This is a genomic window from Streptomyces sp. JJ66 (assembly GCF_019303495.1).
Taxonomy (GTDB): Bacteria; Actinomycetota; Actinomycetes; order Streptomycetales; family Streptomycetaceae; genus Streptomyces.
This window is the reverse complement of sequence record NZ_JAEVFI010000023.1, coordinates 1-24,203: the sequence shown is the minus strand read 5'-3', so window position 1 is coordinate 24,203 and position 24,203 is coordinate 1. Positions and strand designations below refer to the sequence as shown.

Genomic DNA, 24,203 nt, shown 5'->3' with positions numbered 1-24,203 from the left:
CGGCCCCACGACCCGGCTACCGCCCCCGGTACACCTCGCTGCGATGGCCGACCCGCACCACCTGGACGACGAGCCGACCGTCATCCACGGTGTACACCACGCGGTAGTCACCCACACGCAAGCGGCGTTCATCGGCCTCAGAACCGACCAGGGCAGTGGTGTCCAGGCCATACGGGTCATCGAGCAGTTCGGTCAGCTTCCGCAGAATGCGCATCGCGACCGTCTTGCTGATCCCTCGCAACTGATTTCGGGCTCGCTGGGTGAAACGGATCTGGTACTTCACTCAGGGCGTTCCAGCGTCTCGCGTAGAACTTCCTCGAAGCTATAGGTCGGCTCGTCCACGGAGTCGGCGATAGCCCGTCGGTCGGCTTCGTCTTCCAGTAGCCGGAACTTGCGGAAGGAATCCATCGAGACGACAGCCGCCACCTCCTTGCCGTTGCGCGTGATCACCGTGGTCTCGTCCCGCAGGGCTCGGTCGATGACATCACCGAAGTGGGCACGCGCTTCGCGCACCGGTTCCCTCAACTCTTCCATAGGCAAAGTGTAGCTAGTAGACACTGTGTACACAATGCCCTGGAGAGCGGAGGCAACACATACCTGAGGGGCACCCCCGGCGGGGGTACCCCTCAGGCAGGGTCATTTCGCGGCCGTCAGCGGTCGGCCGCCGGGGTGGTCTGGTGTGCGGGGGCGGCCGGGGTGGGGGTTTCCGCCGGGTCCCAGCACTCGACGCCGGTCAGGCCCGGGATGCGGTCGCGGGTGAACACCGGGTCGAGGCCCGCGCGGCGCTGGGCCTGGTAGTCGGCCAGGAGCTTGAAGGCGATCACCGACAGCGGCAGGATCGACAGCAGGTTCACCATGGCCATGGCGCCCATCGTGATGTCACCCAGGCTCCACACCAGCTTCACCGAGCCCATGGCGCCCAGGGCCACGCACAGCAGGACGGCGCCACGGTAGGCGGTCATGACGCGGTCGGAGCCGGTGAGGAACCGGACGTTCGACTCGCCGTAGTAGTAGTTGCCGATCATCGAGCTGAACGCGAGCAGGAAGACGATGACCGTCAGCGCGTGCCCGCCCCACGCCCCGAGCGTCTCGGCGAACGCGGTCTGTGTGACGTCCGCGCTGCCGCGCTGGCCCAGGGTCGGGTTGGCGCTGAGCACGACGAACGCCGTGATGGTGCACACGATCAGGGTGTCGAAGTAGACGCCGAAGGTCTGCACGAGGCCCTGCTTGACCGGGTGCGAGGTCTCCGCGGCCGCCGCGGCGTTGGGCGAGGAGCCCATGCCCGCCTCGTTGGAGAACATGCCGCGCCGCACACCCTGGAGAATCGCCGTACCGATGGCACCGCCCGCGACCTCGCGGAAGCCGAAGGCGCCGCCGACGATGTCGGCCAGCATCCCGGGCACCATGTCGGCGTTCAGCGCGACGATCACGGCACCGAGCACCAGGTACAGGCCCGCCATGACGGGCACCAGCGCACTCGTCACGGCCGCCAGCCGCTTGACGCCGAAGAAGACGGTCAGCGCGAGCAGCGCGGCCAGGCTGATGCCCAGCACCGGGGAGAACCAGCCCGCCCCGACGTCCAGCGAGCCGTCCACCGCGACGGCGATGGTGTTGGACTGCACGGCCGTCAGCACGAAGCCGAACGTCAGCGTGATGAGCACGGCGAACAGCACACCGAGCCAGCGCTTCCCGAGTGCCCGCTCCATGTAGTACGCCGGACCGCCCCGGTAGGTGCCCGGCTGCCTGCCGCGCGCCTTGTACAGCTGCGCGAGCACCGACTCGACGAACGCCGACGCGCCGCCGATGAGCGCCATCATCCACATCCAGAAGACGGCCCCGGGCCCACCGAGCGTGATGGCCGTGGCCACCCCCGCGACGTTGCCGGTACCGATGCGAGCGGCGGCGGAGATGGTGAACGCGCCGAAGGGGGACACCCCACCGGTCGTCTTGGCCTTGAAGACCCGGAGCATGTCCGGGAAGAGCCGCAGCTGCGCCCCGCGCGAGCGGAACGTGAAGTACAGGCCCGCGACAGCGACGAGCGGGATCAGCAGATACGTCCAGAAGACGTCGTTCAGATCAACGACGAAGGCTTCGAGCGTGCTCATGACGGTGGGGGTGGTCCGTCCTGTGGGGGCGTGGATCTCGGGTTCCGTCCCCAGTGGCACAGCGAGCGGATCACGCACCCGGACGCCACCGGTTTTCGGGCTTCCGGGAATCTACCGTCCACCCCGCACACCTGAACACCCGTTAACATTGTGCGACTTGTCACACAATGAGCCGCCCTGAGGGGGGCCTTGCCGCGCTCGGACCCGAGCACGAGTCGGCCTGCCAGCGGGGGTGCGCACCGTCACGGCATCCGGCCGCTCAACGAGGACGTGATGGGCTTCGTCAACGCCGTGGGCATGCAGAGCCGTCGCCATGTACACGCTGGTCCCCCAGCTGCCCCGCCTGGTGGAGCAACGGGGCTGCGGGGCCTGGGCGGAAACGCGAGAGGGCGGCTCCCGGAAGGGAGCCGCCCCGCGGGCGAACCGCTGATCCAGGCCGGGGCCGGATCAGAAGTCCATGCCGCCCATGCCGCCGGTCGGGTCGGCGGCGGCGGGCGCGGCCTTCTCCGGCTTGTCGGCGATGACGGCCTCGGTCGTCAGGAACAGCGCGGCGATCGACGCGGCGTTCTGCAGCGCGGAGCGCGTGACCTTGGCCGGGTCGATGATGCCCTCGGCGATCATGTCCACGTACTCGCCGGTGGCGGCGTTCAGGCCGTGACCGACCTGCACGTTGCGCACCTTCTCGACCACGACGCCGCCCTCAAGACCGGCGTTGACCGCGATCTGCTTGAGCGGGGCCTCCAGGGCCAGCTTGACGGCGGCGGCACCGGTGGCCTCGTCGCCCTCCAGCTCCAGCTTGTCGAACACGGCTGACGCCTGGAGCAGGGCCACGCCACCACCGGCGACGATGCCCTCCTCGACGGCGGCCTTCGCGTTGCGCACCGCGTCCTCGATGCGGTGCTTGCGCTCCTTGAGCTCCACCTCGGTGGCGGCACCGGCCTTGATGACGGCCACGCCGCCGGCCAGCTTCGCCAGCCGCTCCTGGAGCTTCTCGCGGTCGTAGTCCGAGTCGGAGTTCTCGATCTCGGCACGGATCTGGTTGACGCGGCCCTGGACCTGCTCGCTGTCGCCAGCGCCGTCCACGATCGTGGTCTCGTCCTTGGTGACGACGACCTTGCGGGCGCGGCCCAGCAGCTCCAGACCGGCGTTCTCCAGCTTGAGGCCGACCTCCTCGGAGATGACCTGGCCGCCGGTGAGGATGGCGATGTCACCGAGCATGGCCTTGCGGCGGTCGCCGAAGCCCGGGGCCTTGACGGCGACGGACTTGAAGGTGCCGCGGATCTTGTTGACGACGAGCGTGGACAGCGCCTCGCCCTCGACATCCTCGGCGATGATCAGCAGCGGCTTGCCCGACTGCATGACCTTCTCCAGCAGCGGCAGCAGGTCCTTGACGTTGCCGATCTTGGAGTTGGCGATGAGGATGTACGGGTCGTCGTAGACCGTCTCCATGCGCTCCATGTCGGTCGCGAAGTACGCCGAGATGTAGCCCTTGTCGAAGCGCATGCCCTCGGTGAGCTCCAGCTCAAGACCGAAGGTCTGCGACTCCTCGACGGTGATGACGCCTTCCTTGCCGACCTTGTCCATGGCCTCGGCGATCAGCTCGCCGATCTGGGTGTCAGCGGCGGAGATGGAGGCGGTGGAGGCGATTTGCTCCTTGGTCTCCACGTCCTTGGCCTGCTCCAGCAGGGCGGCGGACACGGCCTCGGTGGCCCGCTCGATGCCGCGCTTGAGCGCCATCGGGTTGGCACCGGCGGCCACGTTGCGCAGGCCCTCGCGGACCAGGGCCTGGGCCAGGACGGTCGCGGTCGTCGTGCCGTCACCGGCGACGTCGTCCGTCTTCTTCGCGACCTCCTTGACGAGCTCGGCGCCGATCTTCTCGTAGGCGTCTTCCAGCTCGATTTCCTTGGCGATGGAGACACCGTCGTTGGTGATCGTGGGGGCGCCCCACTTCTTCTCCAGCACGACGTTGCGGCCCTTGGGGCCCAGCGTGACCTTGACAGCGTCGGCGAGCTGGTTCATGCCGCGTTCGAGGCCGCGCCGCGCCTCCTCGTCGAACGCGATGATCTTGGCCATGTGAAGTGGTCCTCCCGGACTGGGGTGGATTGCTCCGGACCGCGCTGGCGCCCGCGACGGACGGCCTGCGACACCCGGCGTTCCTTCCGCCGAGCCCCGCGGGCCTCACCGACCCGGTCCTCGTTTTGTCACTCTCACCTTCAGAGTGCTAAGCCCCATGATTAGCACTCGCCCCCTTCGAGTGCAAGCGCGTCGCGGACTACGGTCGCGTCGAGCGCCGGGCCGGGCCAGCGTCAGACCCGTGCACGGGACCAGCCCCTTGCACGGGACCAGCCCCTTGCCCAGGGCGGCGGCCCGGACCGAACGCCGCACCGGGCGGCACCCGCGCCCCTGGGACGCGGAAGGACCCCGCCGGTAACCGGCGGGGTCCTTCGGACGCGTGGTGGTGATGGTCGCCGCTCAGGCGCCCAGGCGAACCATGTCCGCCTGCGGGCCCTTCTGTCCCTGCGAGATCTCGAACTCGACCCGCTGCCCTTCCTCAAGGGTGCGGTATCCGTCCATCTGGATCGCGCTGTAGTGGACGAACACGTCCGCACCACCGTCGACCGCGATGAAGCCGTAGCCCTTCTCCGCGTTGAACCACTTGACGGTGCCCTGAGCCATTCCTTACTCCCCTATTACTGGCCCTTTGCGCGAGTCCGCACTCCGCGGACCCGGGTCAGAGTTCACCCCCTGGGTCGGGGGGGTGTGCGCCGGAACGCGTCGACCGCCGCTGAATGTATCTGTCCGAACGCCCTGTGCAACAGGTCAATCAGACGAGAAATCCGCGCAGAACCGATCGGGAATAGGCACCTAGAGGTCTGCAAACCGGGACACTCCCGGCCGGACATACCGGGCGCAAACCGGTCAAAGGTTTTCGCGTTTTCCGGCACAACTTGTCGCGCCACACCGTGCTTCCGGAAGATGCCGGTACGGATGTGACGGGCGGGACGCGGAGAGGGCCCCACCCTACCGTCTTCCGGCAGGCGGAATAGCCACCTCGCACACCCCCCAGAAGCCACCCGGGGCGCCCGCGCCGGAGCCACGCGCCCCCACCACGGCGAAGCTCCCCCACCACGGCGAAGCGGCCCCACCCGGTCCGGCGGGGCCGCTTGAGGACCACGGGTGCGACGGACGCCGGATTACGCGCCGCCCGCGACCGCCGGGATGATGGAGACGCCCGCGCCGTCCGGCGTCGGCGTCGCCAGGCCCTCCGCGAAGCGGACGTCGTCGTCGTTGACGTAGACGTTGACGAAGCGGCGCAGCTTGCCCTGGTCGTCCAGGACGCGGGCGCTGATGCCGTTGTGGCTCTGCTCCAGGTGGGCCAACACCTCGCCCAGGGTCGCGCCCTCGGCGGTGACCTCGGCCTGACCGCCGGTGTAGGTGCGCAGGATCGTCGGGATGCGGACGTTGACGCTCATGGGTGGTTCCTTCGTCGGGTGCGGGGATGCGGGACGCGTGCGGGGAATGCGGGATACGCCGTGGGAGCCGGACCGTCAGGCCAGGCCCGCGTCGCGGAAGGCGTCCAGCGAGGGGCGGATGACGGCCGTGGGGCGGGACGTGGGGGCCACCGCGTCCAGCGTCTTCAGGCCGTCACCGGTGTTGAGGACGACCGTGGTCAGCGCCGGGTCCAGCTGGCCGCTGTCGATCAGTTTGCGGGTGACGCCGACGGTCACGCCGCCCGCCGTCTCCGCGAAGATGCCCTCGGTGCGGGCGAGCAGCTTGATCGCGTCCACCACCTGCTCGTCGGTGACGTCCTCCACCGCGCCGCCGGTGCGCCGGGCGATGTCCAGCACGTACGGGCCGTCCGCCGGGTTGCCGATGGCCAGCGACTTGGCGATCGTGTCCGGCCGCACCGGGCGCACCACGTCGTGGCCGCCCTTGAACGCCTGCGCGACCGGCGAGCAGCCCTCGGCCTGGGCGCCGAAGATCTTGTACGGCTTGTCCTCGACCAGGCCCAGCTCGATCAGCTCGCGCAGCCCCTTGTCGATCTTCGTCAGCTGCGAGCCGGACGCGATCGGGATGACCAGCTGGTCCGGCAGCCGCCAGCCGAGCTGCTCGCAGATCTCGTACGCCAGCGTCTTGGAGCCCTCGGCGTAGTAAGGCCGCAGGTTGACGTTGACGAAGCCCCAGCCCTCGCCCGCCGGGTCCCCGATCAGCTCGCTGCAAAAACGGTTCACATCGTCGTAGGTGCCCTCGATGCCCACCAGGTCACCGCCGTAGACGGCGGCCATGACGACCTTGCCCTGCTCCAGGTCGTGCGGGATGAACACGCAGCTGCGCAGGCCCGCGCGGGCGGCGGCGGCGCCCACCGCGCCGGCCAGGTTGCCGGTGGAGGAACAGGACAGGGTGGTGAAACCGAAGGCGCGGGCGGCCTCGACGGCGATGGCGACGACGCGGTCCTTGAAGGAGTGCGTCGGGTTGCCGGAGTCGTCCTTGACGTGCAGCTCACCGGTGACGCCCAGCTCGCGGGCCAGGTTGTCGGCGCGCACCAGCCGGGTGAACCCGGGGTTCACGTTCGGCTTGTCCGCCACGTCCGCCGGAACGGGCAGCAGCGGCGCGTACCGCCAGATGCTGTTCGGGCCCGCCTCGATGCGCTGGCGCAGCGCTTCGGCGTCCCCGGTCGGCAGCTCGTAGGCGATCTCCAGCGGGCCGAAACAGGCCACGCAGGCGAAGTGGGGGCCGAGCGGGACGCGCTCGCCGCACTCCCGGCAGGACAGCGCGACGGCCGGGCCGAGCGCTACCCCGGAGGTGGGTGTGGCGGCGGTGGCGCCAGGGGTGGTGGGTGCGGTGCTGTCGGCAGAGCCAGTGGCGTCTGTGGTGCTTGCAACCGTGTTCACGGCCATGGAGGCGAGGCCCTTTCTCCTCATCTTCCCCAAACGGCGACCTTCGCCGTGGGACGGAATTGGCACCTTCCCCACGGCGGCTGCGCCTCCGGAGAAGAACCGGAATGGCGGCATGACGCGCGGGAGGGTTGCCGGGGCTTCAACGGGCCGTTCCCTCTGCCCCTCTGGATGAGCTCTATGGCGCCTTACCAGCGCGTTTGTGGCGAACGCCGGGCCCCGACATGCGGAGTTCCCGTGCGCTGTTCAAGACTGTAACCGACACCCCTGACGCTGGACGGGGTCGTCCGAACCGCGAGACGGGGCGTCCGCGGATGATCCCCAGGAGGCGATTCGTGCTGGACGAGGTCAACAGCTGGCTGCACCGGCGCTCCTGGAGCGCCGCAGACCGTCCGCTGGCGCGCCTGCTGGACGCCAAGCGGGCGGCGGGCGCGCGCGGCAGCGTGAGCGTCGTCCTGCCCGCGCTGAACGAGGAGGCCACCGTCGGCGACATCGTCGCCTGTATCAAGGCCGAGCTGATGACGTCGGAGGTGCCCCTGGTGGACGAGCTGGTCGTCGTTGACTCCGGTTCCACCGACCGCACCGGCGACGTGGCCGCCGCGGCCGGGGCCAAGGTGGTGCACCGCGACTCCCTGTTGCCACGGATACCGCCGGTGCCGGGCAAGGGCGAGGTGCTCTGGCGCTCCCTGCTGGCCACCAGCGGCGAAATCGTCTGCTTCATCGACGCCGACCTGCGCGACTTCCGTTCCGCCTTCGTCTCCGGCATCGTCGGCCCGCTGCTGACCGAGCCCTCGGTGCAGCTGGTCAAGGGCATGTACGACCGGCCGCTCGGGGACAGCCCGGCGGGCGGCGGCCGGGTGACGGAGCTGGTCGCGCGCCCGCTGCTGAACCTGCACTGGCCGCGCCTGGCCGGTTTCGTCCAGCCACTGGGCGGGGAGTACGCGGCCCGGCGCTCGCTGCTGGAGCGCATGCCGTTCCCCGTCGGCTACGGCGTCGAACTGGCGCTGCTGGTGGACTCGCTGCACACCGTCGGCCTGGACGCCCTGGCCCAGGTGGACGTCGGCGTCCGCAAACACCGCAACCAGGACGGGCAGGCGCTGGGCCGCATGGCCGCCGCGATCTACCGCACCGCACAGCTCCGGCTCGCCGGCGCCCCCCTGACCCGGCCCGAGCTGACCCAGTTCGACCGCGTCCCCGAGGGCGGCTTCGCCCCCCGCACCCACCGCGTGGACACGGTCGAACGGCCTCCCATGGGCACGGTCCCGGAGTACGCCTCGGCCCACGCGGTGGCGTAACCACCCGGCGGCGGGCGGCGCCAGCCAGCTGCAAACCCTCCCGCCCGCTGGCCAAAACCGCACGGTCGTTTGAACAACCCCGGTTCCGGATACGCTCGCCGCATGGTCTCCCAGGTTCTCGTCGCCTCCAATCGGGGCCCGGTGTCCTACTCCGTCGCCGAGGACGGCACGCTGACCGCCAGACGCGGCGGTGGCGGCCTGGTGTCGGGCTTGTCGGCGATCGGTCCGGACGCGGACGCCGTGTGGGTGTGCGCCGCGCTCGGTGACGGCGACCGCGCGGCGGCCCGCCGCGCGGAGGGGATGCTGCCCGCCGAGGACACCGGCGGCCAGCGCGTCCGCATGCTCGACATCGACGCCGACACGTTCGCCGACGCCTACAACGGTGTCGCCAACTCGGTGCTGTGGTTCGTCCACCACCTGCTCTACCAGACGCCGCTGGAACCCGCGTTCGACACCGCGTTCGAACAGCAGTGGGGGTCCTACGAGGCGTACAACGCGGCGTTCGCGGACGCGCTCGCCCGGGACGCCGAGCAGGGCGCGGCCGTCCTCGTGCAGGACTACCACCTCACCCTCGTCCCCGCGCTGCTCCGTGAGCGCCGCCCTGACCTGCGCATCGGCCACTTCTCGCACACCCCGTGGGCGCCGCCGGACTACTACCGGCTGCTGCCCGACGCCGTCGCCGCCGCCGTGCTGCGCGGCATCCTCGGCGCCGACCGGGCCGCGTTCCTCACCCGCCGCTGGGCCGAGGCGTTCGCCGCGTGCTGTGCCGACGTGCTGGGCGCCCGCGTCGAAGGCACCGACTGGGCCGACGGCGAGCTGCGCGTCACCTGCGAGGGGCGCACCACGCGGATCGGCGTGCACGGTCTCGGCGCCGACGCCGAGTTCCTGCGCGAGCGCGCCCACCGGGACGACGTCGCCGAGCGCATGGCCGCGCTGCGGGAGCAGATCGGCGCGGACGACACCGGCACGCCGCGGCGCACGATCGTGCGCGTGGACCGCACGGAGCTGTCGAAGAACATCGTGCGCGGCCTGCACGCCTACCGGCGCCTGCTGGCGGAGCACCCCCAGTGGCGCGGCCGCGTCGTCCACGTGGCGTTCGCCTACCCCTCGCGCCAGGACCTCACCGTCTACCGCCGGTACACCGAGGAGGTCTCCCGCGTCGCCGAGCAGATCAACGCGGAGTTCGGCACGGAGTCGTGGCGGCCGGTCGTCCTGCACGTCAAGGACGACTTCGCCCGCTCGCTGGCCGCGTACCGGCTGGCCGACGTCGCCCTGGTCAACCCGATCCGGGACGGCATGAACCTGGTGGCCAAGGAGGTCCCGGTCGTCTCCGACGCGGGCTGCGCGCTGGTCCTCTCCCGCGAGGCCGGGGCCGCCGCCGAGCTGGCCGAAGACGCCATTCTGGTCAACCCCTACGACATCGCCGACACCGCCGCCGCCCTGCACACCGCGCTGTCCCTGCCGCCGGAGGAACGCGCCGCCCGCACCAAGCGCCTGGCCACCGCCGCCACAGCCCTCCCACCCCAGACCTGGTTCCTCACCCAACTCGACGCCCTGCGCCACGCGTAGCCCCCAGCACGCACCCCGGCTGGGCGGCGACGGGGGCTGCGCGCGGCAGCGGACCCAGGCGGGTCACCGGGGCGCGGCAGGGGACGCACGCCCCTGCCGCACGGCGGGTTGAGATACCCGGGGCGCCTCAGTACGCGGTGTTGCCGGTGTCCGTCCCGGCCTGGGCACGGGCGCGGGCCAGCGCGGTGCGGGCCTCCTCCGCGTGGCCGCCCCGGGCGACGACGTCGTAGCGGGCGGCGACGAGGCTGCGCTGGGAGGAGAAGTCCCGGCGTCCTCCCGTCACGGCGTGCGAGACGAAGCCGAAGATCGCGCCCCACACGGCACCGATGAGGACGCCGCCCAGGATGAGCCCCAGCCACGCCGGTCCCGTCGTGAACAGGCCCACCAGCAGGCCGATGAACAGGCCGAACCAGGCGCCGCTCGCCGCACCGGCCGCTGCCGCGCTGCCCTGGGTGAGGCGCCCGGTGACATGCTCCACCAGCCGCAGGTCGGAGCCGATGATGTCCAGGTGCTCGACCGGGAACTTCGCGTCCGAGAGCTGATCGACGGCGGCCTGGGCCTCCTCGTACGCCTCGAAGCTCGCGACGGTGTTCCACGCCATGCTGATCTCGCTCGGCGCGCCGATCGGGATGTCGGGCTCGGCCATCGTTCTCTCTCCTTGACGATCGCAGGTTTCGTGACGCTCGGAAGTGTCTCCCTCGCCCGGGTGCCCACTCGACGCGGGGTAACGCATCGAACGGGCACCCGCCCCCCGCACGCCGCTACGCCGCTACGCCGCCACGACGAAGTCCGCCCGCGCCCGGGACAGCTCCACCCACACCACCTTCCCGCGCAGCCCGAACACGTCATCTCCCACCAGATGCGCGCCCCAGCCCGCAACCGAGCGGTGAAGGAGTTCATCTGTGCACCCCTCCTGGCAACGGTCTTCCTACTGCGGCGAAGGCAGTTCCTGCGTCGAGCTGGCCATGACTGGCGAAGAGGCGTCCGCCTGGCAGCGGTCTTCCCGCTGCGCGGAAGGAAACGCGTGCGTCGAGCTGGGGCAGACGGCCGGTCCCTCCCTCGTCCTCCGCGAGAGCGCCGATCCGGCCACCGTGCTCATCACCGACGCCGCCCGCATGCGCGGCTTCCTCCGTGCGATCAAGAGCCGCCACGCTGGGCGTACACCTACGGCGGTAGGGGCGGGCGTCACCGGAGCCGCCGTCACCCGGTGAGCTGGGAGACCGGGACGCGGGTGAGGGTGAGGGATTCGTACGGCGACCTGGTACCCGCCTCGTGCAGCACGCCGAGCGTGTCCGGGGCGAGCAGGACGAGGTCGGAGTAGGCGGACGGGCCGGAGGTCAGGCGTGGCCCGGGATGCCAGGTGTGGCCGTGGTCAGTGCTGACGCGGAGGGTGAGGTCGCGGCGGGCGCCCGGGTCGGCCGGGCCGGAGTAGACGAGGCGGTCACCGGCCCACAGGGTGCTGCCCTGCACGACGGGGCCGGTCAGGCCGGGTTCGGGGCGGTAGGGGCTGAGCAGGCGCCCGCCGCCGGGGGCGAGGTAGGCGTCGGCACGGGTGGCGGGCGCGGTACCACCGTCGTCGCGGACGTTGGTGTAGATCCGGCCGTCGGGCAGCTCGGTCAGCGTGTTCTCACTCAACCGAAGGGCGTCCCCGGAGGGTTGGGCGACGTAACCGAGGTGCCAGGTGGTGCCCGCGTCGTCGCTGTAGAGCGCGTGCGCCCCGGAGCGGTACGCCGAGGAGCCGGGCGGCAGGTAGCTGTGGTTGCCCGGGACGAGCAGGCGTCCAGCGTGCGGCCCGTGCCGCAGGGCGATGGCGTGGCCTGGCCCGGTGCCGTACCAGTTCCAGTGGTCGGGCTTAACCTGCCCGGTGATCTCGCGCGGCGTGCTGAACGTGCGCCCGGCGTCGTCGCTGTGCTGGACGTAGACCCGGCGGTGCGCCATGACGCCGTGCTCGTTGCGGCTGGTCAGCAGCGTCAGCCGCCCGGTGCCGGGGTGCACGACGGGCGCGGGGTTGCCGATGGTGTCCCGGCCCATGTCGGCCACCACCCGCAGCGGCCCCCACGTGCAGCCGCCGTCCAGCGAGCGCCGGGCGACGACGTCGATGTCACCGTCGTCCGCGAGGCTGTCCTTGCGTCCCTCGGCGAACGCCACCACCGCGCCCCCGGCCCGCACCACAGCCGGAATCCGAAACCCCCGGTACCCTTCCGTACGCTGCGCGAACGGCACGGATTCCGTACACGACGGCGCGGGCTGGCCGGACCCGGAGGAAGGGGACGCCGCAGCCCCGGCCCCGGGCACCGCAGACCCAGGCAACGCGGCAGCGGGCGGCGCGGGCGCGGACCACCCGGCAGCAGGCGGTGCCGGGGGCTCAGGCGGCGCGGGCGGACCGAGCAGGGCGAGGACGGCGGTCACGGCGGCGGGCACGAAGATCACGGCGTCAGTGTCACCGCCGGGCGGCCCTCGCCCGGGCCACCACGCCCGCGCGGGCCGCGAGGTGCCCCCTGGCGCACGCACCGATGTGGGCACGGCTGGGCCAAAAGGTGCGGCCCGGCGCTGGTGCGCCGGGCCGCCTTGGTAGCGGGGACAGGATTTGAACCTGCGACCTCTGGGTTATGAGCCCAGCGAGCTACCGAGCTGCTCCACCCCGCGTCGGTGAAGAGAACTCTACTCCACCCCGCGCGGCCCGACCGCCACGGGGTGCCCGCCGGACGATTCCGCCGGTGCGGTGACGCGTCGGCGCGTTCCTTCCCGGCGGCGGAAGCGGCAGGCCACGCCGCGCTGGCCGCGTGCGGTGAGGCACCGACACCGGCCAGGCGGCTCCTCCCTGGCGGCAGCCCGTCAGTGGTGCGGTACCACCGCGACCGGTGACGGGGCGTGGTGCAGGACGGCGTGGGCGACGTGGCCCGTGTGGGGGCCGACGACGGAGTCACGGATCTTCCGGCCCACCACCAGGAGTCCGGCTTCCCGCGCCGCCTCGACGAGCAGGTGTCCCGCCGTACCCGTTTGCGCCGTCACCGCTGCCTCCACCCCGGGATACCGTGCCCGCAACGGTTCAAGAGCCTCGTTGAGGAGACGTGCCGCCTCCTCTCGCTCCTCCCGCTCCAGATCTTCGATTTCCATCATCATGGACGGGATACCGGAGGCGTACGGGTAGACGGGGGCGCTTGGCGACGCGTGGACGATGCTGAGCTTCGCACCGTGGCGCGCGGCGAACTGGAAGGCGAACTCCGCCAGTTCCTCACCCGGGGCGGGGAGATCCAGAGCGAGCACGACGGGCCGGCCCCGGGTGACGGCTGACGGCGCTCCTGACGGGTCTGGCTCCTGCGCCTCGTGGTCCGCGTGCCCGGATCGCACGAGGACCACGGGGCAGGGTGCCTTGCCGATCGTGCGCAGGGAGACGGAGCCGGTCAGAAAGCCGACGAGCGTTCCGATCCCCCGGGAACCGAGTACCAGCAAGGCCGCTTCCCGGGCCTCCTCCAGCAGCGCGTCCGTGGCGGAACCCTCCGCCATCCGGGTCGTGATGTCCAGCGAGGGATGGGTTTCGAGCAACTGGGTCTGAACGTGCACCAGCATCTCTTTGGCCAGGTGCCGCTTGGTGCCGCCCACCGGACCGCGCGAGGCGTGGACCAGTCTCAGCGGAACGTTTTCGCTGACCGCCTCCCGAGCGGCCCATGCCGCCGCGGCAGTGCTTTCCGGGGACCCGTCCACTCCAGCGACGATCTGGCGCACCATGCGATTCTCCCTCTGCAAGCCAATGAGCGCATGCCCTGGGGCACTTCCAGGATACGTCGGCCTCCTCCGCTCGGCAGGGCCACAGAAAGGGGTGGCGCAGGAGCTGCGGGGATCGTCGTCGCGGATGGCCCGCTCGCTCAACGCGGTGAGCTCTTCGCCCGTAGCCTCCGCCGCACGCAGCCGCCCACTGGCCTGCCGCCGCACGTCTTTCTTCCCCGAAAGGGAAACCCCCACCAGGCTGGAAGACCACTGGGAAGGATTGAGCTAATGTCAGAATCGGCTGTGATGGCAGACCGCCTGCTGAAGCAGGACGAGATCGAAATGCTACGGCGAGCACTGCTGGAATGGGGTGGCCCGGCACGGTGCAGCGACCAGCTCGCCGTCGGCATGGGGTTCGCGGGCTGGGAAGACCTGCTCGGCCGATGCGGAGAGCTGCGCCGCGCACTCGAAGAAGGCGTTCCTCTCCCTCCTGCGGACTGGGCGCGCGTTCTGCTGGCCACGGAGATCGTCTTCATCAGTGACCTCGCGGGGTCGGGCCTGGAATGGTCAACGACCACAGGGCTTGAGGACGAGTCCACCCTCCAGACTCTCCGGTCGATTCAGCGGAAGCTAGCCGACACTGTTGGCAGCTTCCACGGAAGGACGCCGGACGCATGACCCCATGCTGATGCCTTCTGCTCTCCAGCCCAGCAGAAGGCAGAGAGGTGACCGTGTGAAGCGGGGTCCCCCGGCTCAAGCAGTGGCGCGGCATCGCGACCGGCTACGACAAAACCGCCGAGTCCTACCAGGCAGCCGTCACCCTCGTCTCGCTCCTGATGTGGGCGTGAAATTTGAAGACAACTCCTAGCAACCGCCGTCAGTCATAGCACGCGGGTCACACCGCGGCGGGAGTACTTCTTCATCTGCAAAGTCTGCTGTCCGATTCCGGGACGGCAGCCGGTCACGATTTCACGGGGCAGCCCCGTCCCTCGACGTCGTGTCGGGGAACCGGCCCATCCCGATCCCGGGTGGACGTCCGCGCTGGGGCCTCCGCGGTGAGCAGGCTGCCAGGACCCGGGAGCGAGCCTGAGCAGGCCATGGAGATCACCCTACTGCCGCCAAGACCACACCCCGAAAACACAAGCCATGCCGGGCCTCCACCGGTGCCGCGCGGAGGTTTCTGGACTGGGAGCGTTGCCAGCCCGGAGGAATCGCGGTCGCACACCGCGAGAGCCACTGCGGCGAGCCGAGGACCAGGCACCGAGACGGTCCGGCCGAGGAACCGCGGTGGCCAGGCGGATACGGGAGACGGCAGGGCGCGGCTCCCGCCGTGGGCGGGAGCCGCAGGGCGTCAGACGCGTGTCCGGCGCCGGTTGGTATGTCCGGCTTCGTGGCGGCTGACGGCCTGGCGCATGAGCGCGAGGACGGCATCGAGGTCGTCGCCCTGATACAGGTCATCGGCCATGCGGTTGCGGCCACGGGTCCCGCAGCCGGTGCACTGGTGGACGATCATGTAGCCCTTGGCGGAGTGGTGCTCGACGGCAACCGGGCGCATGAGCGCGCGGCAGTCGTTGAGACGGTCCCCGGGCACGATGTCCACGTGCAGCGAGTGCAGGCAGTGCGGGCAGTGGTTGCGGTAGCTTCCGTTGACCAGCGCCGCGACCTCCCTGCCGCAGTGTCCGCAGGTGAAGCCGGTGTTTTCGGTTGTTCTGCTGATGGTCGCTGCTCCTTGGCGAGTCGAAAAGGATCTTCAACTCGAAGGCGCAGGGTTCCGTTCGCTCTCCCCTCGCCACGGCGGGCGGGGGTCGCAGGCTTGACTGGGGAGTGACGCGGTTCACCGCCTGTAGGGCGATTACTTCCGGCTCCAGCTTCACCAGAGCGCATGGGCGCTCCGGATCCGGACCACGACCGGGTTTGTGTGTTGTCCCGGCCACTGTCACGCGGGCATCCCCCACGTGCCGCCGGTAGGTGTCCGTCCGGTCTCACTGCCGTCGGCGCCGTCCCCCGTCAGGCAGGACCGGCAGCAGCATGCCTCATCGTCGTGATCACGCCACCTCCTTCATCCTCGTCCCACGGCCGACCCAGCGAACCGCAGGATCCTTCCCCATCGTACGGGCGCACTCCCGGGACCCAGGCACACGCAATGTGGTGCCTTCCTCCGAGCATGGCTGACCACGGACGGCTGCTCGGACCACCACTGACCGCGCAGTCACCGAAGGCTCTCGCACCCGCGGCCTATCTACTCAGTGCCCAGTAGCGGCGGAAACTGCCTGATCAGTCCCCGACCCCCCTCAGCGTCCCGACAGCGCGCTGTCCCCCTTTGTCCCCCACGCAGGAAAACGGCCCCCTGGAGCGATGTTCCAAGGGGCCGTTCGGTGCGTTCTGCCTGGTCAGGATGGAGCCGCCTGTCGGATTCGAACCGACGACCTACGCATTACAAGTGCGGTGCTCTGGCCGGACTGAGCTAAGGCGGCGTGGGGCGCGTCCACTCTACATCCGTGCGCCAGGCGGGGGACGCGTGGCCGGGGAGGCCGGTCCGTTACCCACCGTGTACTGACAAACCGCTGATGGCCGGGTTAACGTCGCCCAAACGTCCACGGTCGCGTGGGCGGCCACCTCCCTTTACTCGGATCGTCCGGCACGTTCCTGCCGGTGAAGGAGACACCACAGCATGGCTACGGTCACGTATGACAAGGCTTCCCGGGTCTACCCGGGAAGTGAGAAGCCCGCCGTCGATCAGCTCGACATCGAGATCGAGGACGGCGAGTTCCTCGTCCTCGTCGGCCCCTCCGGATGCGGCAAGTCCACCTCCCTGCGGATGCTCGCGGGGCTGGAGGACGTCGATGGGGGCGCCATCCGCATCGGTGACCGGGACGTCACCCACCTGCCGCCCAAGGACCGGGACATCGCCATGGTGTTCCAGAACTACGCGCTCTACCCGCACATGTCCGTCGCCCAGAACATGGGCTTCGCGCTGAAGATCGCGGGCGTGCCGAAGGCGGAGATCCGGCAGAAGGTGGAGGACGCGGCGAAGATCCTCGACCTCACCGACTACCTGGAGCGCAAGCCGAAGGCGCTGTCGGGTGGTCAGCGGCAGCGGGTGGCGATGGGCCGCGCGATCGTGCGCGAGCCGCAGGTGTTCCTCATGGACGAGCCGCTGTCGAACCTGGACGCGAAGCTGCGCGTGCAGACCCGCACCCAGATCGCGGGCCTCCAGCGCCGGCTGGGCATCACCACGGTGTACGTGACGCACGACCAGGTGGAGGCCATGACCATGGGCGACCGCGTGGCGGTGCTCAAGGACGGTCTCCTCCAGCAGGTGGACTCACCCCGGCGCATGTACGACAAGCCCGCCAACCTGTTCGTGGCCGGGTTCATCGGCTCGCCCGCGATGAACCTGGTCGAGGTGCCCATCACCGACGGCGGGGTGAAGTTCGGCAACAGCGTGGTGCCGGTGGACCGCGAGGCCGTCGCGGGCGCCGCGGACAAGGGCGACAAGACGGTGACCGTGGGGGTGCGGCCCGAGCACTTCGATCTGGTGGACGGGGACCCGGCCCGCGCGCTGTCCAAGGACGAGCCCGCTGGCCTGGCGGTGACGGTGAACGTGGTCGAGGAGCTGGGCGCGGACGCCTTCGTCTACGGCACCGCGCACGTGGGCGGCACGGACAAGGACCTGGTGGTCCGCGTGGGCGGGCGCGGCGCGCCGGAGAAGGGCGCGGAGATCCACGTCGTCCCGCGCCCGGGTGAGGCGCACGTGTTCGCCACCTCCTCGGGCGAGCGCCTGAGCGACTGAGCGGGCCACGGGAGCAAGGACCTGCGGTGAGGGGCCGGGCACGCGTCCGGCCCCTTGCGCTGCTCGGGGCACGTTGCGTCAACGTTCGTCCGGCTAAACCTGGAAAGTCTTCACTCATCAGGGTGACTTAATGTTGTCGCGGCACTACGACTCGCTACCATCGTGGCGGTTGCCCTCCCTAGGGGGCCTGTTCCGCCCTGGCACCGCCGGGGACGTTCCGTTGCGAGGAAGACACCAGTGAATCAGGCAGTACGCCGTATCGGCAGATCTCTCGCCCTCGTCCTTCCGGTCGTCCTGGTCCTGTCCGGGACGCTCGCAGTGGCCAGCGTGCCGTGGTCAGGGGCCATGCCGGAGTCCCAGGTCCTGACGGCCTCCACCGAGCGCTCAAAGACGCCGCTCAAGGCCCCCGAGCCCGCCCCGCACCAGGTGCTGGAGGAGGAGCTGGTGGCCGAGCTGGAGGCGAAGGACCCGGACGCGGCGCTCACCAGTCTCCAGCGCGCGATGCGGGAGAAGCCGGAGCTGGCCGAGCACTGCGAGGACCTGGCACGGGCACTCGGACACGCGGCCGTGGTGAAGTACGGCTCCCCCGAGCGGGCGCAGCAGTTCTCCCGCCCGGTGTGCGACACCGCGTTCGCCGCGGGCGTGGCCGACTTCCGCTGACGCCGGGGCCGCGCCGGGGTGACGCCGGGGTGACGCCGAGATGGCCAGCCCGGGCCAGCCCCCGCGCGGCAGTGGCTCACGGCCGTCGTGACGGGGCGCTCCCGCGCCGGGGCGGCTACCGTGCGGGCCATGGCAGACGATCCCCGCGTCCACCCCACGCAGGCGGTGATCCTGGCCGGAGGTCAGGGCACCCGCCTGCGGCCGTACACCGACGACCGGCCGAAGCCGATGATCGAGATCCCCGGCACGGGGACCCCGATCATCGGCTTCCAGCTGTCCTGGCTCGCGCACGAGGGCGTCACGGACGTCGTCGTCTCCTGCGGCCACCTCGCGGAGGTGCTGCAGGCGTGGCTGGAGTCGGCGGAGCTGCCGGTGGTCGGCGAAGAACCCGGGGCGGGACCGCTGCGGGTGACGACGGTGGTGGAGAAGGAACCACTGGGCCGGGGCGGCGGGCTGCGGTTCGCCGCCCGTGCCCTCCCGCGCACCGGTGAACCCTGGTACGCGACCAACGGCGACATCTGGACGCGCTTCCCGCTGCGCGACATGGCCGCCTTCCACGCCGAGCGCGCGGCCGTGGCTACCCTCGCGCTCGCCCGCCCCCGCCTGCCCTGGGGCGCCGTCCGCACCGACGGTTTCGGCCACGTCGTGGACTTCATCGAGTCCCCGCCGACGACGTACGAGGTCAACGCGGGTGTCTACGTCTGCGGCCCGGAGTTCACCGAGCTCCTCCCCGAACGCGGCGACCACGAGCGCACCACCTTCCCCCACCTCGCCCGCGACGGCCGCCTCGCCGGGTACCCACTCCCCCAGGGCGCCTACTGGCGCGCTATCGACACCGCGAAGGATCTCTCCGAGGCCGCGAGGGAACTCGCCACGTCCACGAAGTGACCCGTGTGATGGTGGCCGGGTGGTCTTCTCGCCCGTCGGTGTGGGGCACGGGCGACGCGATGGGCCGCGAAGCCACCCGGGCGCGGCCTCACGTCACCCGGCCGCTTCCCGCACGGCCGCCGCGCCGCCACCGGCGAGACGCCGCCCGGCTGCCTCACGGCAGAACACCACCCGAATGGCTCAGTGGCAACGAGCGATCACTAGAGTCGGCAGGACAGCTGGGAGGAGTGCGCATGATGAGTGTCGCAAGTACGGGGCAATGGACCGCCAGGCACAGGGATTCGGGGCGCCACGCGCGTGACGTGGCCGGCCCCGGGCCGCTGGCGTCGATGCGGCTGGGGGGCGCGCGATGAGCGGGCCGGTCGTGGTCGGCGTGGACGGCTCGCAGTCCAGCCTGGACGCGGTGTCGGTGGCGGCCCGGGAAGCGCGGCTGCGTCAGTGCGAGCTGAAGGTGGTGCACGCGTTCATCTGGCCGGCGATGCATGTGCCGCTCGGTCCCTCCTCGCTCGGGCCCGCTGACGGCGGGTTGCGGAACATGGCGGAACAGCTGGTCGCGGAGGCGGTGGAACGGGCGCGTTCCGTGGCTCCCGAGGTGGAGGTCAGCAGCGCCGTCGTGTCAGGTGAGGCGCTGACGGTGATGGAGGCCCAGTCGCGCACGGCGTCGCTGGTCGTGGTCGGCAGCCGGGGCATGGGCGGGTTCGTGGGCCTGCTGGTGGGCTCCACGGCGGTGCACCTGGCCGCGCATGGCCGCTGCCCGGTCCTGGTGGTCCGGGGCGAGTCCGACCGGACCGGCCCCGTCCTGCTGGGGACGGACGGTTCTCCAGCGGGCGAGAGTGCGGTGGAGTTCGCCTTCGAAGAAGCCAGCCTGCGCGGCACGGGGGTCACGGCCCTGCACGCGTGGACGCCGTGGAAGGTGGCGGCCCCGCAGCCGCAGGACCCGGCGGCCCCCTACGCGCTGGAGCCGGGCATGCTCGCGGCCGGGGAGGAACGTCTGCTGGCCGAGGCCGTAGCGGGCCAGCGGGAGCGGTACCCGGAGGTCACGGTGGAGCACTCCGTGGTCCGTGGGGGCGCCCGGGAGGCGCTGATCGAGGCGAGCGAGAACGCGGGGCTGGTCGTTCTCGGTGCCCGGGGCCGCGGCGGGTTCACCGGTCTCGTCCTCGGGTCGGTCAGCCAGGCGCTGCTGCACCACGCGCACTGCCCGGTTGCCGTCGTGCGCGGGTCCGACGCCTCAGGGTGAAAGACCCGCAGCGCTGGGACGAGCCACGCCCCCAGCGGCGCGCGTGACGGGCTGAGCGCCCGCGCGCCGCGCCGCGTGGGGGTGCGGTGCCGAGCGCGCGGCCTCCGCGGGAAGAGCGGCCGCGCGGCGGCTCGCGCGGTTCGGCACCCCAGCGCTGCCCGCCGCAGCGGTAGGGCGGGGCGGGCGGCAGGTCCATGATCCGCTGACCAGCGTTCTGCGGGCCGCCGCTATGCGCCCCCGGCGGCCCCAAAGTAGCCGTGGGATGCTGGCCCGGTGACGCTTGCCGACCTGGTCCGGCTCCGCCGGGCCCGCGACACGATGGACCGCGACTACGCGGAGCCGCTGGACGTCCCGGCGCTGGCGCGGGCGGCCCACATGTCACCCGGCCACTTCTCGCGCAGCTTCCGCGCCGCCTTCGGCGAGACGCCGTACAGCTACCTGATGACGCGCCGGATCGAGCGGGCCAAGGCGCTGCTGCGGCGCGGTGACCTGTCGGTGACAGAGGTCTGCTGCGCGGTCGGGTGTACGTCGCTGGGGTCGTTCAGTTCGCGGTTCACCGAGCTGGTGGGGGAGAGCCCGAGCGCGTACCGGGCGCGTCGGTACGAGGAGGGCGCGGCCATCCCGGCGTGCGTCGCCAAGGTGTTCACCCGGCCGGTCAGAACACCGAGCCGGTCAGGAATGGAGAAGCCAAGCGGACCGGCCCGCCCGTAGCGTGAGCGCCATGGACATCAAGCTGTCACAGTGCTTCATCGCCGTAGACGACCACGACCAGGCGCTCGCCTTCTACCGCGACGCGCTCGGGCTCCAGGTACGCAACGACGTCGGGTTCGAGGGGATGCGCTGGGTGACCCTCGGCTCCCCCGCGCAGCCCGACGTCGAGATCGTGCTGGAGCCGCCGCTGGCCGACCCGAACGCCTCCCCGGCGGACCGGCAGGCCATGGCCGAGCTGCTGGCCAAGGGCATGCTGCGCGGGGTGATCTTCTCCACCGAGGACTGCGACGCCACCTTCGAACGCGTCCGGGCCTCGGGCGCCGAGGTGCTCCAGGAGCCGACGGACCAGCCCTACGGCGTCCGCGACTGTGCCTTCCGCGACCCGGCGGGCAACATGCTGCGGATCGCCCAGCGCCGGAACGCCTGACCGCCGCTCGGAGCGCCCGCGAAGGGCCGTGCCGCTGGCCCCTGTGGCCCCGGCCCGCCTTCCGGCCTCCCCGGGGCCGACCCCCAGACGGGCCGACCCCCAGGCAGGCGACGGCACAGGCAGGCGACAACACAGGCGGGCGCCGGGGGAACGCGGCCTTCGGCCCCCAAAGGGAGAGAGATGAGCAGGTCTTCGAAGCCGGACACGCGGGCCTCGGTGCCGCACGCGGCCGACAGCCACGAGATGATCCGCGTGCACGGGGCGCGGGAGAACAACCTCAAGGACGTCCACATCGAGATCCCCAAGCGCCGCCTGACGGTGTTCACCGGGGTCTCCGGCTCGGGCAAGAGCTCGCTGGTGTTCCACACGATCGCCGCCGAGTCACAGCGGCTGATCAACGAGACCTACAGCGCGTTCGTGCAGGGGTTCATGCCGACGCTGTCGCGGCCGGAGGTGGACGTCCTGGACGGGCTGACGACGGCGATCATCGTGGACCAGCAGCGGATGGGTGCCGACCCGCGCTCCACGGTCGGCACCGCCACCGACGCCAACGCGCTGCTGCGCATCCTCTTCAGCCGCCTCGGCCAGCCGCACGTCGGCCCGCCCAGCGCGTTCGCCTTCAACGTGCCCTCGGTACGGGCCAGCGGCGCGATCACCGTCGAACGCGGCAACAAGAAAGCGGTGAAGGCGACGTACACGCGCACCGGCGGCATGTGTACGCGCTGCGAGGGCCGGGGCAAGGTCTCCGACATCGACCTCACCCAGCTCTACGACGACTCCAAGTCGCTGGCCGAGGGCGCGTTCACCATTCCCGGCTGGAAGTCCGACAGCTGGTGGACGGTGCGGACCTACGCCGAGTCGGGCTTCCTCGACCCGGACAAGCCAATCCGTGAGTTCACCAAGAAGGAGATGCACGACTTCCTCCACCGGGAGCCCACCAAGGTCAAGGTGGAGGGCGTGAACCTCACCTACGAGGGACTGATCCCCAAGATCCGCAAGTCGTTCCTCGCCAAGGACCGGGAGGCGATGCAGCCGCACATCCGGGAGTTCGTGGACCGGGCGGTCACCTTCGCCACCTGCCCCGAGTGCGACGGCACCCGGCTCAGCGAAGCGGCCCGGTCGGCGCGGATCGGCGGGGTCAGCATCGCCGACGCCTGCGCGATGCAGCTCAGCGACCTGGCCGAGTGGGTCCGCGAACTGGACGAACCCTCGGTGGCGCCGCTGCTGGCCACGCTCGGGCACACCCTCGACTCGTTCGTCGAGATCGGCCTCGGCTACCTCTCGCTCGACCGCCCCTCGGGCACACTGTCGGGCGGCGAGGCGCAGCGCACCAAGATGATCCGCCAGCTCGGCTCCGCGCTGACCGACGTCACCTACGTCTTCGACGAGCCCTCCATCGGCCTGCACCCGCATGACGTCCAGCGGATGAACGACCTGCTGTTGCGGCTGCGGGACAAGGGCAACACGGTGCTGGTCGTGGAGCACAAGCCGGAGCTGATCGCGATCGCCGACCACGTGGTGGACCTCGGCCCCGGCGCCGGTACGGCGGGCGGCACCGTCTGCTTCGAGGGCACCGTCGAGGGGCTGCGCTCCGCCGGCACCCTCACTGGGCGGCACCTCGACGACCGGGCGAGCCTGAAGGAGACCGTGCGGGGGCGCACCGGGGCGCTGGAGATCCGTGGCGCGCGGACGCACAACCTGCGCGAGGTGGACGTCGATATCCCGCTCGGCGTGCTCACCGTCGTCACCGGAGTCGCCGGTTCCGGCAAGAGCTCGCTGGTGCACGGCTCGCTTCCGGCCGGCGCGGGGGTGGTGTCGGTGGACCAGGCCCCCATCCGGGGCTCGCGGCGCAGCAACCCGGCCACCTACACCGGGCTGCTCGACCCGGTCCGCAAGGCGTTCGCCAAGGCGTGCGGCGTCAAACCCGGCCTGTTCAGCGCCAACTCCGAAGGCGCCTGCCCTGCCTGCAACGGTGCGGGCGTCATCTACACGGACCTGGCGATGATGAGCGGCGTCGCCAGCACCTGCGAGGAGTGCGAGGGCAAGCGGTTCCAGGCGTCGGTGCTGGAGTACCGCCTCGGGGGCCGGGACATCAGCGAGGTGCTGGCGATGTCGGTGGCCGAGGCCGGGGAGTTCTTCGGCTCGGGTGCGGCGCGCACACCGGCCGCGCACCGCGTCCTGGTCCGCCTCGCCGACGTCGGGCTCGGCTACCTCCGCCTCGGGCAGCCGCTCACCACGCTGTCCGGCGGGGAGCGGCAGCGGCTGAAGCTGGCCACCCACCTGGGTGACCAGGGCGGGGGCCGGTCCGTCTACGTGCTGGACGAGCCCACCACCGGCCTCCACCTCGCCGACGTCGAGCAGTTGCTCGGGCTGCTGGACCGGCTGGTGGACTCCGGTACGTCGGTCATCGTCGTCGAGCACCACCAGGCGGTCATGGCGCACGCGGACTGGATCATCGACCTCGGGCCCGGCGCGGGCCACGACGGGGGCCGGGTCGTCTTCGAGGGCACGCCCGCCGACCTCGTGGCCGCCCGTTCCACCCTCACCGGCGAGCACCTGGCGGCCTACGTCGGCGCCTGACCCGGCCGGTGGGTCCGGCGGCGACCCGGCCGGTGGGAACCGGCGGCGCGCTGCCACCGGTCCCACCGGGCCGCCAGCCACCGGCCGCCGCCGCGCGAGGGGACGCGGCGGCGGGCGGTGACCCGGCCGGGCCGAACGCCTGCCGCCCGGCGGGTTCAGCCCAGGAGGCCGCCCAGGGCGCCGCCGCCGGAGCCGCCGGACCCCGGCTCCGGTTCGGCGGGGGCCGAGTCTCCGCCGGTGGAGCCGCCGGTGGAGCCGCCCGTGCTGCCGCCCGCGGTGGGCTGCGGCGCGGCCGGGGGCTCCGGGGCGGGCGGGGGCTCGGGAGCGGCCGGGGG

Annotated in this window: 22 protein-coding genes, 2 tRNA genes, 1 pseudogene and 1 riboswitch; of the genes and pseudogenes, 11 read left to right on the top strand and 14 right to left on the bottom strand. The window is 71.3% G+C overall.

All coding sequences use genetic code 11. The annotated features are described in order from the left end of the window. Positions 1 to 16: 16 nt before the first annotated feature. The 7 genes from JJV70_RS16720 to thrC form a co-directional block, all read right to left on the bottom strand. Positions 17 to 283: a type II toxin-antitoxin system RelE/ParE family toxin gene (locus JJV70_RS16720; RefSeq protein ID WP_219048798.1), complete on the bottom strand. Its 267-nt coding sequence runs from the start codon at positions 281 to 283 to the stop codon at positions 17 to 19. Continuing rightward, a complete protein-coding gene (locus JJV70_RS16715) occupies positions 280 to 534 on the bottom strand; it encodes a type II toxin-antitoxin system Phd/YefM family antitoxin (protein WP_219048797.1) in 255 nt (84 codons plus the stop codon). Before JJV70_RS16715 ends, JJV70_RS16720 begins: the two co-directional genes overlap by 4 nt. 116 nt (positions 535 to 650) lie before the next feature. Then, positions 651 to 2,105, bottom strand: a complete 1,455-nt coding sequence (locus JJV70_RS16710; RefSeq protein ID WP_219048796.1) for a sodium:alanine symporter family protein — start codon at positions 2,103 to 2,105, stop codon at positions 651 to 653. Positions 2,106 to 2,552: 447 nt separating this feature from the next. Further along, positions 2,553 to 4,178 (bottom strand): chaperonin GroEL, encoded by a 1,626-nt coding sequence (groL, locus tag JJV70_RS16705; protein WP_219048795.1) that lies wholly within the window; start codon positions 4,176 to 4,178, stop codon positions 2,553 to 2,555. Positions 4,179 to 4,577: 399 nt separating this feature from the next. Continuing rightward, positions 4,578 to 4,781 carry a cold-shock protein gene (locus JJV70_RS16700; protein WP_121788175.1) on the bottom strand — a complete coding sequence of 68 codons (204 nt, stop codon included), beginning with the start codon at positions 4,779 to 4,781 and terminating at the stop codon, positions 4,578 to 4,580. Between the two features lie 518 nt (positions 4,782 to 5,299). Further along, entirely contained in the window at positions 5,300 to 5,578 is a 279-nt protein-coding gene (locus JJV70_RS16695) for a ubiquitin-like small modifier protein 1 (RefSeq protein ID WP_219048794.1), read from the bottom strand. A 75-nt stretch (positions 5,579 to 5,653) separates the two neighbouring features. Beyond that, positions 5,654 to 7,003: a threonine synthase gene (gene thrC / locus JJV70_RS16690; protein WP_257574076.1), complete on the bottom strand. Its 1,350-nt coding sequence runs from the start codon at positions 7,001 to 7,003 to the stop codon at positions 5,654 to 5,656. A gap of 17 nt (positions 7,004 to 7,020) precedes the next feature. Next, positions 7,021 to 7,178: riboswitch (SAM riboswitch) on the bottom strand. A gap of 157 nt (positions 7,179 to 7,335) precedes the next feature. Here thrC and JJV70_RS16685 point away from each other — a divergent pair. Both JJV70_RS16685 and JJV70_RS16680 read left to right on the top strand, forming a co-directional pair. Continuing rightward, positions 7,336 to 8,295, top strand: a complete 960-nt coding sequence (locus tag JJV70_RS16685) for a glucosyl-3-phosphoglycerate synthase (protein ID WP_219048792.1) — start codon at positions 7,336 to 7,338, stop codon at positions 8,293 to 8,295. A 102-nt stretch (positions 8,296 to 8,397) separates the two neighbouring features. Continuing rightward, on the top strand, positions 8,398 to 9,864 hold the full coding sequence (locus JJV70_RS16680) for a trehalose-6-phosphate synthase (protein ID WP_219048791.1): 1,467 nt from the start codon (positions 8,398 to 8,400) through the stop codon (positions 9,862 to 9,864). Positions 9,865 to 9,991: 127 nt separating this feature from the next. On the opposite strand, the gene JJV70_RS16675 is transcribed toward JJV70_RS16680, so the two are convergent. After that, positions 9,992 to 10,510, bottom strand: a complete 519-nt coding sequence (locus JJV70_RS16675) for a general stress protein (RefSeq protein WP_219048790.1) — start codon at positions 10,508 to 10,510, stop codon at positions 9,992 to 9,994. Between the two features lie 256 nt (positions 10,511 to 10,766). On the opposite strand from JJV70_RS16675, the gene JJV70_RS16670 reads away from it, so the two are divergent. Further along, positions 10,767 to 11,075: a DUF397 domain-containing protein gene (locus JJV70_RS16670; RefSeq protein ID WP_219048789.1), complete on the top strand. Its 309-nt coding sequence runs from the start codon at positions 10,767 to 10,769 to the stop codon at positions 11,073 to 11,075. On the opposite strand, the gene JJV70_RS16665 is transcribed toward JJV70_RS16670, so the two are convergent. The 3 genes from JJV70_RS16665 to JJV70_RS16655 form a co-directional block, all read right to left on the bottom strand. Then, the gene (locus JJV70_RS16665) at positions 11,065 to 12,036 is read right to left on the bottom strand and encodes a sialidase family protein (RefSeq protein ID WP_308294850.1); all 972 of its coding nucleotides are present in this window, start codon (positions 12,034 to 12,036) and stop codon (positions 11,065 to 11,067) included. The two genes, JJV70_RS16670 and JJV70_RS16665, sit on opposite strands and share 11 nt — an antisense overlap. A gap of 397 nt (positions 12,037 to 12,433) precedes the next feature. Continuing rightward, positions 12,434 to 12,510 (bottom strand) — tRNA-Met (locus tag JJV70_RS16660). A gap of 189 nt (positions 12,511 to 12,699) precedes the next feature. Next, complete coding sequence (locus JJV70_RS16655; RefSeq protein ID WP_219048788.1) at positions 12,700 to 13,593, bottom strand: universal stress protein; 894 nt, start codon at positions 13,591 to 13,593, stop codon at positions 12,700 to 12,702. A 285-nt stretch (positions 13,594 to 13,878) separates the two neighbouring features. Between JJV70_RS16655 and JJV70_RS16650 the strand changes: the two genes are divergently transcribed. Continuing rightward, positions 13,879 to 14,250: a hypothetical protein gene (locus JJV70_RS16650; protein ID WP_257574075.1), complete on the top strand. Its 372-nt coding sequence runs from the start codon at positions 13,879 to 13,881 to the stop codon at positions 14,248 to 14,250. A gap of 673 nt (positions 14,251 to 14,923) precedes the next feature. Here JJV70_RS16650 and JJV70_RS16645 read toward each other — a convergent pair. Both JJV70_RS16645 and JJV70_RS16640 read right to left on the bottom strand, forming a co-directional pair. Beyond that, positions 14,924 to 15,289 (bottom strand): RNHCP domain-containing protein, encoded by a 366-nt coding sequence (locus JJV70_RS16645; protein WP_219048839.1) that lies wholly within the window; start codon positions 15,287 to 15,289, stop codon positions 14,924 to 14,926. 679 nt (positions 15,290 to 15,968) lie between these two features. Further along, a tRNA-Thr gene (locus tag JJV70_RS16640) sits at positions 15,969 to 16,046 on the bottom strand. 197 nt (positions 16,047 to 16,243) lie between these two features. Between JJV70_RS16640 and JJV70_RS16635 the strand changes: the two genes are divergently transcribed. From JJV70_RS16635 to JJV70_RS16605, 7 genes are all read left to right on the top strand, one after another. Beyond that, entirely contained in the window at positions 16,244 to 17,365 is a 1,122-nt protein-coding gene (locus JJV70_RS16635; RefSeq protein ID WP_219048786.1) for an ABC transporter ATP-binding protein, read from the top strand. Positions 17,366 to 17,602: 237 nt separating this feature from the next. Then, positions 17,603 to 18,025, top strand: coding sequence for a hypothetical protein (locus tag JJV70_RS16630; RefSeq protein ID WP_219048785.1), 423 nt, complete (start codon positions 17,603 to 17,605; stop codon positions 18,023 to 18,025). 129 nt (positions 18,026 to 18,154) lie between these two features. Then, positions 18,155 to 18,913, top strand: a complete 759-nt coding sequence (locus JJV70_RS16625; RefSeq protein ID WP_219048784.1) for a nucleotidyltransferase family protein — start codon at positions 18,155 to 18,157, stop codon at positions 18,911 to 18,913. Positions 18,914 to 19,262: 349 nt separating this feature from the next. Beyond that, complete coding sequence (locus JJV70_RS16620) at positions 19,263 to 20,150, top strand: universal stress protein (protein ID WP_219048783.1); 888 nt, start codon at positions 19,263 to 19,265, stop codon at positions 20,148 to 20,150. Positions 20,151 to 20,423: 273 nt separating this feature from the next. Beyond that, entirely contained in the window at positions 20,424 to 20,861 is a 438-nt protein-coding gene (locus JJV70_RS16615) for a helix-turn-helix domain-containing protein (protein ID WP_219048782.1), read from the top strand. A 10-nt stretch (positions 20,862 to 20,871) separates the two neighbouring features. After that, on the top strand, positions 20,872 to 21,288 hold the full coding sequence (locus tag JJV70_RS16610) for a VOC family protein (RefSeq protein ID WP_219048781.1): 417 nt from the start codon (positions 20,872 to 20,874) through the stop codon (positions 21,286 to 21,288). 180 nt (positions 21,289 to 21,468) lie between these two features. Further along, positions 21,469 to 23,868, top strand: a complete 2,400-nt coding sequence (locus JJV70_RS16605) for an excinuclease ABC subunit UvrA (protein ID WP_219048780.1) — start codon at positions 21,469 to 21,471, stop codon at positions 23,866 to 23,868. 155 nt (positions 23,869 to 24,023) lie between these two features. Here the strand turns inward: JJV70_RS16605 and JJV70_RS16600 are convergent. Continuing rightward, positions 24,024 to 24,203, bottom strand: a pseudogene (locus JJV70_RS16600) (hypothetical protein); the annotation flags it as partial.